Origin of the sequence: Bradyrhizobium niftali (assembly GCF_004571025.1) — a bacterium.
GTDB lineage: Bacteria > Pseudomonadota > Alphaproteobacteria > Rhizobiales > Xanthobacteraceae > Bradyrhizobium > Bradyrhizobium niftali.
The window spans coordinates 175,413-190,610 of sequence record NZ_SPQT01000014.1; the positions used below are offsets into that span (position 1 = coordinate 175,413).

Sequence of the window (15,198 nt, forward strand, 5' to 3'; positions counted from 1 at the left end):
CGATCTGTGGAACCGGTCACAGAATTCGCGTAGGAACCGTGCCAGAGTCCCGCTGCCGCGGTGTCGCGCAATTGTCATAGGCGCGTCAAAGCGGCGCCGTTCTTTTGCTCGGCCCTGGCACTAGTCTTGCTGTGGGACAGGGGCATGAACCCGTTGGGACGCTTGCCGATCCATCGGCAAGTTGCAGACGAAATAAGAAAGTGTCCTTGATGAACTCTTTGGTGCTGCGGAAGACCGCGCTCGGCCGCGATCTCACCGCGAAATACGCTGTTGCATCCACAAATGGCCGTCTCTGGCTGCAACAGAAGCCGGCACGCCTGCGCCGCAAGGGGCCTGTGCTTTGGGCAGCCCTGGCGTTACTTGTGCTGGCGGCGGATTTTCTGCTCGGGTGTCTCGCTTGGCTCGCCGTCGATTTCGTCATCGGATGAGACGTTGCGCGCGTGCAGCACATAGGCTGCCAAGAGATAGGCGAGCTGGCTGACGACAAGACAGATGGCAATGACGATCACGCCCGCCATCATCCCGAATTCGTAAACGCGCAGAATTATCGCCGAGAAAACTGCGATGAGCGGCGAGGTCAAGACCAGCGCCCAGATCTTGTAGACGTAACCTGTCGCTAATCCCACCAGCGCACTTGCGACGATCAGGACGAAGACAATCGTCAAGTTCAACTCCGATGAGAGTCCAAATAATCTTCAACAATTCCGCCACGCTCGCCCGCTTTGCGGGTGCTGACAAGACAGCACTACTTACATTTGGTGAACAGCAGGTCATAAGTCTAATTAAGGTACGATGATCCGGCGAAATGGGTTCGCTCCGCCGGGCAGCAAATTAGGAAAGGCCGGATCGTCGGTCCGGCCTTTCGCTTTTGCGTCTTGCGAGCGCTTACTTCGTCTGGGCCAGCCCTTCCTTCCTCAGCGCCTCCTGCACCTGCGGCCGCGCTGCGACGCGGGTCTGGTAGGCAGTGAGGTTGGGCATCGCCGAAAGGTCGAACTTCATCCGCTCGCCCCAGGTCAGCATCGTGAAGAGATAGCCGTCGGCAACCGTGAACTGCTTGCCCATCAGGTAGTCGCGGCCGGCGAGCTGGCTGTCGATGTATTTCAGCTTGCCCATGACGCGGTCCTTGAAGAACGCCTTGGCCTCGTCGTTCAGCGCCGGTGCGAACAGCGGACCGAAGCTCTTGTGCACCTCCGAGGTGAGGAAGTTCAGCCATTCGAGCAGTTTGTAGCGCTCGGCACTGCCGTGGGCGGGCGCCAGCGCCTTGGCAGTAGCCTGATCGGCGATCATCTGGACAATCACCGGGCCTTCGGTCACGATCTCACCGCTGTCGAGGCCCAGCGCAGGGACCTGGCCCTTGGGGTTCAGCTTCAGATAATCCTCACCATTTTCGAGCTTCTTGGCCCGGATATCGACCTTGACCAGCTCGTAGGGCAGGCCGGCCTCGAGGAGCGCGATGTGGGGGGACAGGGAGCAGGCGCCGGGCGAGTAATAGAGTTTCATGGAATTTCCTCCTCTTGTTGCTTGGCTTGGGCGAATGAACGCCTACATGCACCTGCATGCAATAGTCAAGATTGATGCAGGTGCATCGAGTGGGGTAAGAGACGGGCGACGAGTTTGAGTGGGATCATGAAACGCAAACCATCGACCGAGGCAACCGCCGCCTGGATCCGCCTGATGCGGGTGCAGAGCCGCGTCCTCGACTGCGTCGAGCAGGACCTGAAGAAGTCGGGGTTCCCGCCGCTGGCCTGGTATGACGCGCTGCTCGAACTGTCGCGCGCGCCCTCCGGCGAGTTGCGGCCTGTGGAACTCGAACGGCAGATGCTGATCCCGCAATACTCCACCTCGCGCCTGATCGACCGCCTGGTCGACGAGGGGCTCGCCTCGCGGCGCGAATGCAAGATCGACAAGCGCGGACAGTTCGTCGAGATCACCGAAGCCGGCCGCGAGTTGCAGAAGCGGATGTGGAGTGCCTATTCCGCTGCGATCGAGAAATATGTCGGTTCGAAATTGTCCGATGCCGATGCCGTCAAGCTCAGCGGCCTGCTCGACCGGCTGGGCTGCTCGTGTGGCGAGATGAAGCTGCCGCCCGCCGCCAACGTCAACGAAAGCACGCCGTCGCGATGATCGCGCGGCAAACCAGCACGTCTGCGCGCCCGGTGGGTTCGCGGACCATCCCGTCACCCGCGCATTCGGTCGAAGCGCTTTTGATTAGAGTTTGATATGGCGCGAGACCAGATCGATATGACGCCGTTGCAGTCGCGCGACGAGCTCGTTGCGTGGTTCGAGGAGGGCTGCAAGAACCCGTCCGAATTCCGCTTGGGCACCGAGCACGAGAAGACGCCGTTCACGCTCGAAGGGCACCGTCCGGTGCCTTACGAAGGCGCGCGCGGCATTGGCGCGCTGCTCGAGGGCATGAAGCTCCTGCTCGGCTGGGAGCCGATCATGGAGAAGGGCAACATCATCGGCCTCTACGACGTCACCGGCGGCGGCGCGATCTCGCTCGAGCCGGGCGGACAGTTCGAGCTTTCCGGTGCGCCGGTCGAGAACGTGCACCAGACCCAGAGCGAGCTGATGGCGCATCTGGCGCAGGTGCGCGAGATCGCAACGCCGCTCGGCATTGGCTTCCTCGGGCTCGGCATGACGCCGTCCTGGTCGCGCGCCGACATTCCGGTGATGCCCAAGGGGCGCTACAAGATCATGACCAACTACATGCCGAAGGTCGGCCAGTACGGCCTCGACATGATGTACCGGACCTGCACGGTGCAGACCAATCTCGACTTCTCCTCCGAAGCCGACATGGTCAAGAAGCTGCGCGTGTCGCTCGCGCTCCAGCCGGTCGCAACCGCGCTGTTCGCAAATTCGCCGTTCACCGAAGGCAAGCCGAACGGCTTCCTCTCCTTCCGCTCCGAGATCTGGCGCGACACGGACAATGCGCGCGCGGGCATGATGCCCTGGGCGTTCGAGGACGGCATGGGCTTCGAGCGCTATGTCGACTACGCGCTCGACGTGCCCATGTATTTCGTCAAGCGCGGCGAAGAGTACATCGACGTCTCGGGCTCCTCGTTCCGCGCCTTCTTCGACGGCCGCAACAACAATCTTCCCGGCGAGCGGCCGACATTGTCGGACTGGGCCAACCATCTCTCGACGATCTTCCCGGAAGTGCGGCTGAAGCGCTATCTCGAGATGCGCGGCTCCGATGGCGGACCGTGGGGCCGTCTGCCAGCGCTGCCGGCGTTCTGGGTCGGGCTGCTCTATGACGATGTGTCGCTCGATGCCGCCTGGGACATGGTGAAGCACTGGACCGCGCATGAGCGCCAGGCCCTGCGCGACGACGTGCCGCGCTTCGGCTTCAAGGCGCGGATCAGGGACCGCTATCTGTTCGAGATCGCCAAGGAATGCCTCGTTCTGGCACATGCCGGCCTGCGCCGGCGCGGCCGGATCGACCAGCTCGGCCGCGACGAGACGCGGCATCTGGAGCCGCTCGACCGCATTATCGATTCCGGCCGCACGCCGGCCGAGGAAATGCTGGAGAAGTTCAACGGCCCCTGGAAGGGCTCCGTGGAACCGGCCTACGCGGAATACGCGTTCTAGCTGCGCGAAGTACGCGTTCTAGACCAACAGGCCGACGACCAGGACTTGAGCCGTTCATCGCCCATACAGGTTTGCGGCGATCAAATGACCGGCTGAAAAAACCTGAGCGTCGCCAATAACTCGAAAGCTGTTCTGATGGGGAAGGGCCGCCTGTCCGTCATGGCAAGGGTCTTGGCAAGCGTCGTGGCATGCGCCGCGCTGCTTTCGCTCGCGGTTGCGAGCTGGCCTGCAAGCGCCCAGACGGCATTCGACCGGCCCGGCGGCGACTATTTCAGCACGCCGGTCACATCGGGCGACCCCGAGGATTGCGCGCTGCTGTGCGAGCGTGACCGCCGTTGCCGCTCCTGGAGCTTCAACTATCCCGACGTCGAGGGCGGCTCAGCGGTGTGCTGGCTGAAGAACACGGTGCCGGCACGCGTGCCGGGCAGTTGCTGCATCTCCGGCGTCCGCGGCGCCGGCGTGATCGAGCCGCGCGTCGAAGGCGTGGAGACCTCGATCGACCGCCCCGGTGGCGATTTGCGCAATTTCGAGCTCAAGGACGGTGAAGGCGAGGAGGCCTGCAAGGCCGCTTGCACCGCCGACAACAAGTGCCGCGCCTTCACCTATGCCCGCCCCGGCTACACCGGCCGCGAGGCGCGCTGCTTCCTGAAAAAGGAAATCAAGCCGCCGCGCCGCAAGGCGGGGTTCACGTCGGGCGTGGTGCGGTAGCACGCAGCTCTCACCGCCGTCATTGCGAGCGTAGCGAAGCAATCCAGGCTGCCGCCGCGGAAGGATTCTCGATTGCTTCGCTGCGCTCGCAATGACGAGGAGGACGAAGCGGACATCTCACTCCGCCGCGATTACCGTGAGCTCCGGCCACAGCGCCTTCCATCGCGCGGTCTTCACCGCGTAACTTGCCGCGGAAAAATTCGGGCCCGGATTGGGCCGCGCAATCAATCCCGCGACATCGCCAAAGCCATGCGGCGCGTAGACCTCGTAGCCGTCGCCTGCGCGCCTGCCCCCGACTTGCGTGTTCTGCGTGAGGAAGCGGTCGATGCCATCCGTCGAGCACGTCAGGGGCGGATAGGGCAGGCCGTGCTTGCCCGGATACCACAGATGCACACGCGCCTGGTTGCGGATCTCGACCTTGACGCCGAGATGCCCGAGTCTCGCCTCCAGCTCGCGGATTACCGCGTCCTCCGCCTCCCATGAGGTATCGGAGTCGAAATAGAAGACGTCGTAGTCGGCGATGCCGTGATCGACTGCGCGATCCGTGAGCACGTTCCACGCCGTCTGCACCAGGCATCCCGACACCAGCCAGGCATCGGGCAGGGCAAGACGCGCGAGCTCGTCGATGATCGCCGCGTTGATCGGATTGCGCAGGGCGAGAGCGAGAAATTCGTCGCGGGTCATCGGAAATCGTAGGGTGGGCAAAGGCGCGCTCTTCGCGCGTCGTGCCCACCATCTCTCCACGTTGCGACAGACGTGGTGGGCACGCTTCCGCTTTGCCCACCCTACGATCTACGTTCCGCTCAATGCACCGCGGTGAAGAACCGCGCCAGGCGGAAACCGGACAGCCAGGTCCACACCGGCTGGCCGCGCATGCCGAGATCCCAGGAGCCGAGCACGGCATCCGCACGTCCGACCAGATTGTCGATCGGCAGCATGCCGACGCCGCCGGAGCGCAGCGGCACGCGGCTGTCGGCGGAGTTGTCGCGGTTGTCGCCGAGCACGAAGAGATGTCCTGCCGGCACCGTCACCTCGGGCGTGTTGTCGAGCGGACCGTTGTCGCGCATCTTGAAGATCAGGTGCGAGACGCCGTTGGGCAGCGTCTCGACGTATCGGTAGGCGGGCTCGCTGCCGCCATTGTCGTCCTCGGCGGCGCCGACGCCGTCGGGCTTGAGCTCGGCGGGCCGGTCGTTGATGAAGAGCTGGCCCTGCCGCATCTGGATGCGGTCGCCGGGCAGACCCACGACGCGCTTCACCCAGGCCTGCGAGCGATCGCCGGGCCAGCGGAACACGACGACGTCGCCCTGCTTCGGCGTCTCCGCGAACACGCGGCCGCTCTCGGGCAGGTTGATCTGGATCGGCAGCGACGAGGTGCCGTAGCCATAGGGGAATTTCGAGGCGAGCAACGCATCGCCGATCAGCAGCGTCGGCTCCATCGAGCCCGACGGCACGTAGAACGGCTCGGCAAGCGCGCCCTTGGCGATGAACACCGCGACGACGATGCCGGCGAGTTGCACCAGCTGCCCGCCCCAGCCGCTGCTCTTCCGCTTGGTGGCGGTCGCAGTCACCTTCTCGACACTCATGCGCCCGTTCCACCCACCGTAATGCGTTCCATCAAAAGCGACGGCTGGCCGACGCCAACCGGCACGCCCTGGCCGTTCTTGCCGCAGGTGCCGATGCCGGTATCGAGCGCGAGATCGTTGCCGATCATGCGGATGCGATGCAGGTCAGTCGGCCCGTTGCCGATCAGCATGGCGCCCTTCAGCGGGGCGCCGATCTTGCCGTTCTCGATCTTGTAGGCCTCGGTGCATTGGAACACGTATTTGCCCGAGGTGATGTCGACCTGGCCGCCGCCGAAATTCGCGGCGAAGACGCCGTTCTTCACCGACGCCAGGATCTCGGCCGGATCGCGGTCGCCCGCGAGCATGTAGGTGTTGGTCATGCGCGGCATCGGCACATGGGCATAGCCCTGGCGGCGGCCGTTGCCGGTCGGCTTCATGTTCATCAGGCGCGCGTTCTGGCGGTCCTGCATGTAGCCGACCAGGATGCCGTCCTCGATCAGCACGGTGCGGTTGGTCGGCGTGCCCTCGTCGTCGATCGACAGCGAGCCGCGGCGCGAAGCAATGGTGCCGTCGTCGACCACGGTGACGCCCTTGGCCGCGACCTGCTGGCCCATCAGGCCGGCAAACGCCGAGGTCTTCTTGCGGTTGAAGTCGCCTTCGAGGCCGTGGCCGACCGCTTCATGCAGCATCACGCCGGGCCAGCCTGCGCCGAGCACGACGTCCATCTCGCCGGCGGGGGCGGGAACGGACTCCAGATTGACCAGAGCCTCGCGCAGCGCGCCGTCGGCGGCGTCGCGCCAGTTCTTGCTCTCGATGAATTCGGCATAGCCGGCGCGGCCGCCATAGCCCTTGCTGCCGCTCTCCTGGCGGTCACCCTGGCCGGCGACGACGGAGACGTTGACGCGCACCAGCGGGCGGATGTCGCGATAGCTCTCGCCGTCGGGCCGCAGGATTTCGACGACCTGCCAGGTCGCGCCCAGGCTGACGCTGACCTGCCGCACCCGCGGATCCTTGTCGCGCAGATAGGCGTCGATCTCGGCGAGCAGCTTGACCTTGGTCTCGAAACCCGGCGCGTCCAGCGGATTGTCGTCGCCATAGAGCCGCACATTGGTGTGCGGAGGCGGCGCCGCGAAGCTGCCCGAATAGCCGCCACGCACGGCGGCAACCGCATCGGCGGCGCGAATCAGCGCCGGCAGCGAGACGTCGGAGGAGTGGGCGTAGCCGACGGCGTCGTCCTTGACGGCGCGCAGGCCAAAACCCTGCGAGGTGTCGTAGGTCGCCTGCTTCAGCCGCCCATTGTCGAACATCAGCGCTTCGGTCTGGCTGTACTCCAGGAACAGCTCGCCGTCGTCGGCGCCGGCAAGCCCGCGCGCGACCTCGTGGCGAACCTGGTCGCGATCGAGATTGGCGCGGTCGAGCAGGGAGCTTGTGGCGGGATTGGTCATGTGTCCGTCCATTATCTGGAGATGTGGGGCAAGATAATGGTTTCGGACCGGTTCCGCGAGGGGGCCGGGCGTCACATTACGGAAACGATAGGATTGGCGAGGGCATTGTCCAAAGCGCCGGCCGCGCGCAGCAATCCATCACCGTCATCCTGAGGCGCTCGCCTTGCAACGCAAGGCGAGCCTCGAAGGATGACGGAAGTGGCAACGGCCTGTCGGGCGGAGCCCTACGGCAGCTTGTCGTATCCCTCGCCGAGCCCGTTCAGACTGAGCGGGAAGCCGATGCCTTCTTCAGGCGTCTCGAAGATGATGAAGGTGGCGGTCTTGGCGGTGCGGAGCTGGCCAAGCAGCTTGTCGTCCATGACGACTTCGGCGACGCAGCCATTGGGCAGGCAGCGGACGAAGCCGGCGCGGCCGACGTCCTGGTTGTCGAGCTTCAGCCCGAGGCCGGAGGGCAGCAGCACACCCAGGGGGGCGACCACGCGCATCAGGCGGCTCTTCTGGTCGGCGGTCTTGAGCACGATCACGGTCAGGCCGGCATTGGAGCGGTCTTCGGCCACCACGCTCTGGATCAGGGCGCATTGCTCGGTCTGGGCGCCCGGCGGGGTGTCGCAGCGGATCTGCCAGTCGCCATGGACGGAGCGCACCGCGCCCTGCGCATGGGCGAGACCGGGCAAAGCAAGGAGAAGGGCGGCGGCCAGAAGGCCGATCAGCGCGTTGAGGCTGTTATCCGGCCTGGCCATGCATCTCGAAAGCCCCATCGGGGTCGGTCCCTCTGCTCGCTTGGGTCGCTTGCGCGGGTGGACTGATACGGAAATGACGGCGTCTTGAAGGCAATTCCCAAGCAAATTCCGCGCCGCCGAGGCCGCCGTCGCCGGCACGAATCAGGTTCCTGTGCGGCCGTCCGCCAGTGCCTACAACGGGCAATTCCGCTGTCAAGCCACAGCGTCCCGGGAAACGGTATTTTTGTCTGATGTTACTAGGAAATATCTTGCGGGTGATCGCTGGCAGGTGGGGCTCAAGACTGCATTGCGATAGATCAAGAATTATGGTTTGAGAAGCTTGATTTCGGCGTTCTAGCGATCTGGCCCCAATTCCTCTTAGAGGTATTCTTGAGTGGCGGTTTGTCAGACGGACGGATCGAATAAGCGTTTCCCAAAAATAGGGGAACGCACTTGGGGTGATTTCGTAAGGGGAGCGCGAACGGCATGAGGATGTCGATGGGCCGGGTAGGCCGGCATTTGCTGGGATTGGCCGTAGCTGGTCTGACACTGGCGACGGGCGGCGCGGCATTTGCCGAGCTTGGGCAGCCGGCGCCATGGGAGTGGACGCTCCAGCAGTCCGGCTCGCCGGTGATGGACAATATCGTCTGGTTCCACAACTTCCTGTTTGTGCTCATCACGCTGATTACGCTGTTCGTTCTGGCGCTGCTGGTGGTCGTGGTCATCAAGTTCAACGCGAAGGCCAATCCGGTGCCCTCGCGGACCACCCACAACACGCTGATCGAGGTGGCCTGGACGCTGGTTCCGGTGCTGATCCTGGTCGGCATCTCGGTGCCGTCGTTCCGCCTGCTGTTTCTGGAGCTCGACGTGCCGAAGGCGGACCTGACCATCAAGGCGACCGGCAAGCAGTGGTATTGGTCCTACGCCTATCCTGACAACGGCAAGTTCGAGTTCGACTCGCTGATGGCCCAGGACAAGCAGCCCCGCCTGCTCGGCGTCGACAACGAGATGGTGGTGCCCGTCAACAAGGTGGTTCGTGTCCAGGTGACCGGCGCAGACGTCATCCACGCCTTCGCGCTGCCGGCTTTCGGCGTCAAGATCGACGCCATCCCGGGGCGGCTGAACGAGACCTGGTTCAAGGCCACCAAGACCGGCATGTTCTATGGCCAGTGCTCGGAGCTCTGCGGCAAGGATCACGCCTTCATGCCGATCGCGATTCGCGTCGTGGAAGACAAGGAGTTCGCCTCCTGGGTCGAAACGGCGAAGAAGAAATATGCGAGCGGCGGCACCAGCACCTACGCCTCCGCGGCCGGCCCGACGCAGTAAGCGCCGGGTGAGGGCTCGAGGGGACTGAAAGCGACATAAAGGGCGGGACCGCATAAGGTCCGCATGGGACGCAAGGCAGGATTTGAAAATGGCAACGAGCGCAGCGGCACACGGCGATCACGCGCAAGACCACGGACATGACGAGCACGCCCATCCGACCGGATGGCGGCGCTACGTCTATTCGACCAACCACAAGGACATCGGCACGATGTACCTGATTTTCGCGGTCATCGCCGGCGTCATCGGTGCCGCGATGTCGGTCGCGATCCGTGCCGAGCTGATGTATCCGGGCGTGCAGATCTTCCACGAGACGCACACCTACAACGTCTTCGTGACCTCCCACGGCCTGATCATGATCTTCTTCATGGTCATGCCGGCGATGATCGGCGGCTTCGGCAACTGGTTCGTGCCGCTGATGATCGGCGCGCCCGACATGGCGTTCCCGCGCATGAACAACATCTCGTTCTGGCTGCTGCCGGCCTCGTTCGGGCTGCTGCTGATGTCGACCTTCGTCGAGGGCGAGCCGGGCGCCAACGGCGTCGGCGCCGGCTGGACCATGTATGTGCCGCTGTCGAGCTCCGGCCATCCCGGTCCGGCCGTCGATTTCGCGATCCTGTCGCTGCATCTGGCGGGTGCCTCGTCGATCCTCGGCGCCATCAACTTCATCACCACGATCTTCAACATGCGCGCGCCGGGCATGACCCTGCACAAGATGCCGCTGTTCGTGTGGTCGATCCTGGTGACGGTGTTCCTGCTGCTGCTGTCGCTGCCGGTGCTCGCCGGTGCGATCACGATGCTGCTCACCGACCGCAATTTCGGCACGACCTTCTTCGCGCCCGACGGCGGCGGCGATCCCGTGCTGTTCCAGCACCTGTTCTGGTTCTTCGGCCATCCCGAGGTGTACATCCTGATCCTGCCCGCCTTCGGCATGATCAGCCAGATCGTCTCCACCTTCTCGCGCAAGCCCGTGTTCGGCTATCTCGGCATGGCCTACGCCATGGTCGCGATCGGCGGCATCGGCTTCGTGGTGTGGGCGCATCACATGTACACGGTCGGCATGTCCAGCGCGACGCAGGCCTATTTCGTCGCGGCGACGATGGTGATCGCGGTTCCGACCGGCGTGAAGATCTTCTCGTGGATCGCCACGATGTGGGGCGGCTCGATCGAATTCCGCGCCCCGATGATCTGGGCGGTCGGCTTCATCTTCCTGTTCACAGTCGGTGGCGTCACCGGCGTCGTGCTGGCGAATGCCGGCGTCGATCGCGTGCTCCAGGAGACCTACTACGTCGTCGCGCACTTCCACTACGTGCTGTCGCTCGGTGCGGTGTTCGGGATCTTCGCCGGCTGGTACTACTGGTTCCCGAAGATGTCGGGCTACATGTACAACGAGACGCTGGCCAAGGCGCACTTCTGGGTCACCTTCATCGGCGTCAACCTGGTGTTCTTCCCGCAGCACTTCCTCGGCCTGTCGGGCATGCCACGCCGTTACGTCGATTATCCCGACGCGTTCGCTGGCTGGAACCTGGTCTCCTCGGTCGGCTCCTACATCTCCGGCTTCGGCGTGCTGATCTTCCTCTACTGCGTGTTCGACGCCTTCATGAAGAAGGTGCCGGCTGGCGACAATCCGTGGGGTGCGGGCGCGACCACGCTGGAGTGGACGCTGCCCTCGCCGCCGCCCTTCCATCAGTTCGAAGTGCTGCCCCGCGTGCAGTAAGCGATCGCCCGCGGCGCCCGTGTCGGGCGCCGCGGCTCCATAACGAAGCGAGTTGATTTAGTGTCCGTCCTCGACCACAACGCCGTCGATATCAATCCCCGCATCTCCGAAGCGGAGGTGGGCGACTACATTGCGCTGCTCAAGCCGCGGGTGATGTCGCTGGTGATCTTCACCGCACTGGTCGGAATGGCGATGGCGCCCGGGCATTTCCACCCGGTGCTGGCGATCACCTCGCTGCTCTGCATCGCCGTCGGCGCCGGCGCCTCCGGGGCGCTCAACATGGCGCTCGAAGGCGACATCGACGCCAAGATGTCGCGCACGGCGAACCGGCCGATTCCGCGTGGCCGCATCACCCGTCCCGAGGCGATGACATTCGGCATGACGCTCGCCTTCTTCTCGGTGATGACGCTCGGCATCCTCGTCAACTGGATCGCCGGTGCGCTGCTCGCCTTCACCATCTTCTTTTACGTCGTGATCTACACGATGTGGCTGAAGCGCTGGACCGCGCAGAACATCGTGATCGGCGGCGCCGCCGGCGCATTGCCGCCGGTGGTGGCCTGGGCTGCGGTCACAGGCACGGTCGACGTCGAGCCGCTGCTTCTCTTCGCCATCATCTTCTTCTGGACCCCGCCGCATTTCTGGGCGCTGGCGCTGTTCCGCTCGGACGATTACGCCCGCGCCGGCATTCCGATGCTGCCCAACGTGGCCGGTCCCGACGCGACGCGTCTCCAGATCCTGCTCTACACCATCGTGCTGATCGCGGTCGCCGCCGCGCCCTGGGCGCTCGGCTATTTCGACGCGATCTATGGCGTGGTCTCGCTGATCCTCGGCGCCGGCATGCTGGTGCTCGCGATCAACGTTTATATGCGCCGCGAGCGTAGCCAGTCGCTGCGCGCGACCCGCAAGCTGTTTGCTTTCTCCATCCTTTATCTGTTCGCGCTGTTTGCGACCTTGCTGGCCGAGGTCGTGTTCCGGGCGCTTGCTCCGATGGTAGGGGGCGCATGATCGCGGCGATGGCGGACAAACCTCAGCCAGATGGAATCGTCCTCACCGAGGCGCAGAAGAAGAGCCGTCGTCAGCGCTCCATTGCCATTGCTTGGACGCTCGGCGTGCTCGTGGTGCTGTTCTTCGCTGTCACCCTGGTGAAGGGACCGGCAGTTCTAGTCCGGCCGATGTAGGGAAGATGGATCACGAGCCGACCATATCGCGGGATCAGAGCCGGGCGGCCACCAAGGGCCGTTCCAGTGGGCTTGGCCGCGACGTGCTGGTCGCCTCGATTTGCGGCGGCGTGGTGGCGCTGATGGTCGGCGCCTCCTACGCGGCGGTGCCGTTCTACAACTGGTTCTGCCGCGCCACCGGCTTCAACGGCACGACCCAGGTCGCGACTGCCGCGCCGGCCTCGGGTCCGATCGCGCGGAAGATCGCGGTGCGCTTCGATTCCAACGTCGCGCCCGGCCTGCCCTGGAAGTTCGAGCCGGAGCAGAGCGAGATCGAGGTCAATATCGGCCAGGTCGTGACCGTCTTCTACACCGTGACCAACCAGGCCGCGCGCACCACCGCGGGCCAGGCCGCCTACAACGTCGCGCCGCTGACGGTCGGGTCCTACTTCCAGAAGATCAACTGCTTCTGCTTCACCGAGCAGACCATGGCGCCCGGCGAGAAGCGCGAGATGCCGGTCGTGTTCTACGTCGATCCGTCGATCGCCGACGACCACGAGAACGACGGGCTCAACACGATCACGCTGTCCTACACGTTCTACCCGGTGAAGGATCCGGTGGTGAAGCCGCTCGCATCCGGCGAAGCTGACAAACGCAAGGGAAATCTCTGACCGCCGGGCTCAGGTTCGGCAGGTCGGAAACAAGGGGATAAGTGCCGGACAGGCACGGGATTGAGGAGAGAGACCGCAAATGGCAACGGCGCACACCAAGCATCACGACTATCACCTGGTCGATCCCTCTCCCTGGCCGGCCGTCGGTTCGCTCTCGGCCTTCATCATGGCGGTCGGCGCGATCGCCTGGATGCATCACATGTTCTCGGCCGCGCCGATCGTGTTCGGCGTCGGCACCGTCGGCGTGCTCTACACCATGGCGAGCTGGTGGAGCGACGTGATCAAGGAAGCCCAGTACAAGGGCGACCATACCCGCGTCGTGCAGCTCCATCACCGCTACGGCATGATCCTGTTCATCGCCTCCGAGGTGATGTTCTTCGTCGCCTGGTTCTGGGCCTATTTCAACGCGGCGCTGTTTCCGGCCGACGCTGTCCACGCCACCCGCGACGCCGTGTTCGGCTGCGGCCTCGGCACCCAGGCCGGCGCCTGCGCCGTGCCGGGCACCTGGCCGCCCCACGGCATCGAGACCTTCGATCCCTGGCACCTGCCGCTCCTGAACACGCTGATCCTGCTCACGTCGGGCACCACGGTGACCTGGGCGCACCATGCGCTGCTCGAGAACGATCGCCAGGGCCTGAAATACGGCCTGATCCTCACCGTCGTGCTCGGCGCGCTGTTCACCTGCGTGCAGGCCTATGAGTACGGCCACGCGGCGTTCTCGTTCGCCGGCAACGTCTACGGCGCGACCTTCTTCATGGCGACCGGCTTCCATGGCTTCCATGTGCTGGTCGGCACCATCTTCCTGATCGTGTGCCTCGCCCGTGCCTATGCCGGACACTTCACGCCGAAGCAGCACCTCGGCTTCGAATTCGCCGCCTGGTACTGGCACTTCGTCGACGTGGTCTGGCTGTTCCTGTTCCTCGCCATCTACGTCTGGGGACGTGGCGCCGAGGCCATGGCCCACGGCGCGCACTGAGCAGCCTTGGATCGATCAGAAAGGGCGGCCGAGCGGCCGCCCTTTCGCTTTTGCGCCGCCGGAAGTTTCCGCGGAAACTGTGATAAGGTCCGCCCTTATGAACGACACCGCCGGTCCACCTGAGCCCGCAACCACCGTCCTGCAAAGCGCGATGCGCGGGCTGGCCTGCAAATGTCCGCGCTGCGGCAAGGGCAAGCTCTATGCGGGCTTCCTGACGCTCGCACCTCGCTGCGAGCGCTGCGGCCTCGACTATGCCTTCATCGACACCGGCGATGGTCCGGCGATTTTCATCATCATGCTGGCCGGAGGGATTGTCGTTGCGTGCGCGCTGATCGTCGAGGTCAAGTACCAGCCGCCGTACTGGCTGCATGCCGTGCTGTGGCTGCCGCTGATCCTCGCCACCACGCTGCTGCCTCTGCGCGCGATGAAGTCGCTGCTGATCGCACTGCAATTCCACCACAAGGCAGCTCCGGGCCGGCTGGTCGACCGCGCGAAATGAACGAGACTGCGCGCAAGCCTCGCGTGGCCGGCTTTGCGCTGTTCACGCTTCTCCTGACGGCCGCCTTCGTCGCCCTCGGCGTCTGGCAATTGCAGCGCCGGACCGCCAAGCACGAGCTGATCGCAGCACTCACCGAGCGTCTGGCGACGGCACCCATCGCGCTGCCGCCGCCCGCGCAATGGGCTGCACTGAATCCCGCGCGCGACGAATTCCGCCGCGTCAGCTTCACCGCGACCTACGCCGCCTCGCCCGATGCGATGGTCTATTCGTCCGGCTCGGCGGTGCGCAAGGACGCCTCCGGTCCCGGCACCTGGGCCTTCCTGCCGGCGCGACTTCCGAGCGGCGAGATGGTCGTGATCGATGCCGGCTTCGTCGAGAACACGATGCAGGATCGCAGCGTCGAGGATCGTGCGGTGAAGAAGCTCGTGACCGGGCAGCCGGTCGCGCTCACCGGCTATCTGCGCTTTCCCGAACCGTCGGGCTGGCTGACGCCGGCACAGAACCGCGACAAGCGGCTCTGGTTCGTGCGCGATCATGTGGCGATCGCGAGCGCGCTCGGCTGGGGCGCGGTTGCACCGTTCTACATCGACCTGGAACAGCCAGCGCCCGCGAATGGCATCCCGCGTCCGGGTCCGCTCGACGTGCATCTGAAGGACGATCACCTGCAATACGCCATCACCTGGTTCGCGCTCGCAGGCGCGGTGCTGATCGCATTCGGCGTCTGGGTGAGGGGACGTCGGCCGGGCTGAATATTCCCGTAGGTTCCCGGAAGGAACCCGGTATCACCCGGGGTTTACCATTAAGCGCACATTCACGAGTGTGGTCCTAAG

The 15,198-nt window shown here is 64.6% G+C and carries 17 protein-coding genes; 11 read left to right on the plus strand and 6 right to left on the minus strand.

The annotated features are described in order from the left end of the window. Window positions 1–356: 356 nt before the first annotated feature. Both E4K65_RS23865 and gstA read right to left on the minus strand, forming a co-directional pair. Window positions 357–665 carry a hypothetical protein gene (locus E4K65_RS23865; RefSeq protein WP_167771080.1) on the minus strand — a complete coding sequence of 103 codons (309 nt, stop codon included), beginning with the start codon at window positions 663–665 and terminating at the stop codon, window positions 357–359. Between the two features lie 220 nt (window positions 666–885). Beyond that, entirely contained in the window at window positions 886–1,500 is a 615-nt protein-coding gene (gstA, locus tag E4K65_RS23870) for a glutathione transferase GstA (RefSeq protein ID WP_135176234.1), read from the minus strand. 126 nt (window positions 1,501–1,626) lie between these two features. Between gstA and E4K65_RS23875 the strand changes: the two genes are divergently transcribed. From E4K65_RS23875 to E4K65_RS23885, 3 genes are all read left to right on the plus strand, one after another. Continuing rightward, the gene (locus E4K65_RS23875) at window positions 1,627–2,124 is read left to right on the plus strand and encodes a MarR family winged helix-turn-helix transcriptional regulator (protein WP_135176235.1); all 498 of its coding nucleotides are present in this window, start codon (window positions 1,627–1,629) and stop codon (window positions 2,122–2,124) included. Between the two features lie 96 nt (window positions 2,125–2,220). Continuing rightward, window positions 2,221–3,591 carry a glutamate--cysteine ligase gene (locus tag E4K65_RS23880; protein ID WP_135176236.1) on the plus strand — a complete coding sequence of 457 codons (1,371 nt, stop codon included), beginning with the start codon at window positions 2,221–2,223 and terminating at the stop codon, window positions 3,589–3,591. A 135-nt stretch (window positions 3,592–3,726) separates the two neighbouring features. Then, window positions 3,727–4,299: a PAN domain-containing protein gene (locus E4K65_RS23885; protein ID WP_135176237.1), complete on the plus strand. Its 573-nt coding sequence runs from the start codon at window positions 3,727–3,729 to the stop codon at window positions 4,297–4,299. A 117-nt stretch (window positions 4,300–4,416) separates the two neighbouring features. On the opposite strand, the gene E4K65_RS23890 is transcribed toward E4K65_RS23885, so the two are convergent. The 4 genes from E4K65_RS23890 to E4K65_RS23905 all read right to left on the minus strand — a co-directional run bounded on the left by E4K65_RS23890 (window position 4,417) and on the right by E4K65_RS23905 (window position 8,064). Then, window positions 4,417–4,983 (minus strand): nucleotidyltransferase family protein, encoded by a 567-nt coding sequence (locus tag E4K65_RS23890; protein WP_135176238.1) that lies wholly within the window; start codon window positions 4,981–4,983, stop codon window positions 4,417–4,419. A 119-nt stretch (window positions 4,984–5,102) separates the two neighbouring features. Beyond that, window positions 5,103–5,882, minus strand: a complete 780-nt coding sequence (lepB, locus tag E4K65_RS23895) for a signal peptidase I (protein WP_135176239.1) — start codon at window positions 5,880–5,882, stop codon at window positions 5,103–5,105. Next, entirely contained in the window at window positions 5,879–7,306 is a 1,428-nt protein-coding gene (tldD, locus tag E4K65_RS23900) for a metalloprotease TldD (RefSeq protein ID WP_135176240.1), read from the minus strand. The genes lepB and tldD overlap by 4 nt, the downstream gene beginning before the upstream one ends. A gap of 224 nt (window positions 7,307–7,530) precedes the next feature. Then, complete coding sequence (locus E4K65_RS23905) at window positions 7,531–8,064, minus strand: invasion associated locus B family protein (protein WP_027542385.1); 534 nt, start codon at window positions 8,062–8,064, stop codon at window positions 7,531–7,533. Between the two features lie 447 nt (window positions 8,065–8,511). Between E4K65_RS23905 and coxB the strand changes: the two genes are divergently transcribed. The 8 genes from coxB to E4K65_RS23945 all read left to right on the plus strand — a co-directional run bounded on the left by coxB (window position 8,512) and on the right by E4K65_RS23945 (window position 15,117). Continuing rightward, on the plus strand, window positions 8,512–9,351 hold the full coding sequence (gene coxB, locus E4K65_RS23910; RefSeq protein ID WP_135176241.1) for a cytochrome c oxidase subunit II: 840 nt from the start codon (window positions 8,512–8,514) through the stop codon (window positions 9,349–9,351). 88 nt (window positions 9,352–9,439) lie between these two features. Next, window positions 9,440–11,065 carry a cytochrome c oxidase subunit I gene (gene ctaD / locus E4K65_RS23915; RefSeq protein WP_135176242.1) on the plus strand — a complete coding sequence of 542 codons (1,626 nt, stop codon included), beginning with the start codon at window positions 9,440–9,442 and terminating at the stop codon, window positions 11,063–11,065. Window positions 11,066–11,125: 60 nt separating this feature from the next. Further along, window positions 11,126–12,070, plus strand: a complete 945-nt coding sequence (locus E4K65_RS23920; RefSeq protein WP_135176243.1) for a heme o synthase — start codon at window positions 11,126–11,128, stop codon at window positions 12,068–12,070. Beyond that, window positions 12,067–12,243, plus strand: coding sequence for a CoxF protein (locus E4K65_RS23925; RefSeq protein WP_167771081.1), 177 nt, complete (start codon window positions 12,067–12,069; stop codon window positions 12,241–12,243). Before E4K65_RS23920 ends, E4K65_RS23925 begins: the two co-directional genes overlap by 4 nt. 5 nt (window positions 12,244–12,248) lie before the next feature. Beyond that, window positions 12,249–12,893 (plus strand): cytochrome c oxidase assembly protein, encoded by a 645-nt coding sequence (locus E4K65_RS23930; RefSeq protein ID WP_135176244.1) that lies wholly within the window; start codon window positions 12,249–12,251, stop codon window positions 12,891–12,893. A gap of 79 nt (window positions 12,894–12,972) precedes the next feature. Continuing rightward, window positions 12,973–13,869, plus strand: a complete 897-nt coding sequence (locus E4K65_RS23935) for a cytochrome c oxidase subunit 3 (RefSeq protein WP_135176245.1) — start codon at window positions 12,973–12,975, stop codon at window positions 13,867–13,869. Window positions 13,870–13,966: 97 nt separating this feature from the next. Then, window positions 13,967–14,368, plus strand: a complete 402-nt coding sequence (locus E4K65_RS23940; RefSeq protein ID WP_135176246.1) for a DUF983 domain-containing protein — start codon at window positions 13,967–13,969, stop codon at window positions 14,366–14,368. Beyond that, window positions 14,365–15,117 carry an SURF1 family protein gene (locus E4K65_RS23945; RefSeq protein WP_135176247.1) on the plus strand — a complete coding sequence of 251 codons (753 nt, stop codon included), beginning with the start codon at window positions 14,365–14,367 and terminating at the stop codon, window positions 15,115–15,117. Before E4K65_RS23940 ends, E4K65_RS23945 begins: the two co-directional genes overlap by 4 nt. Window positions 15,118–15,198: the final 81 nt, after the last annotated feature.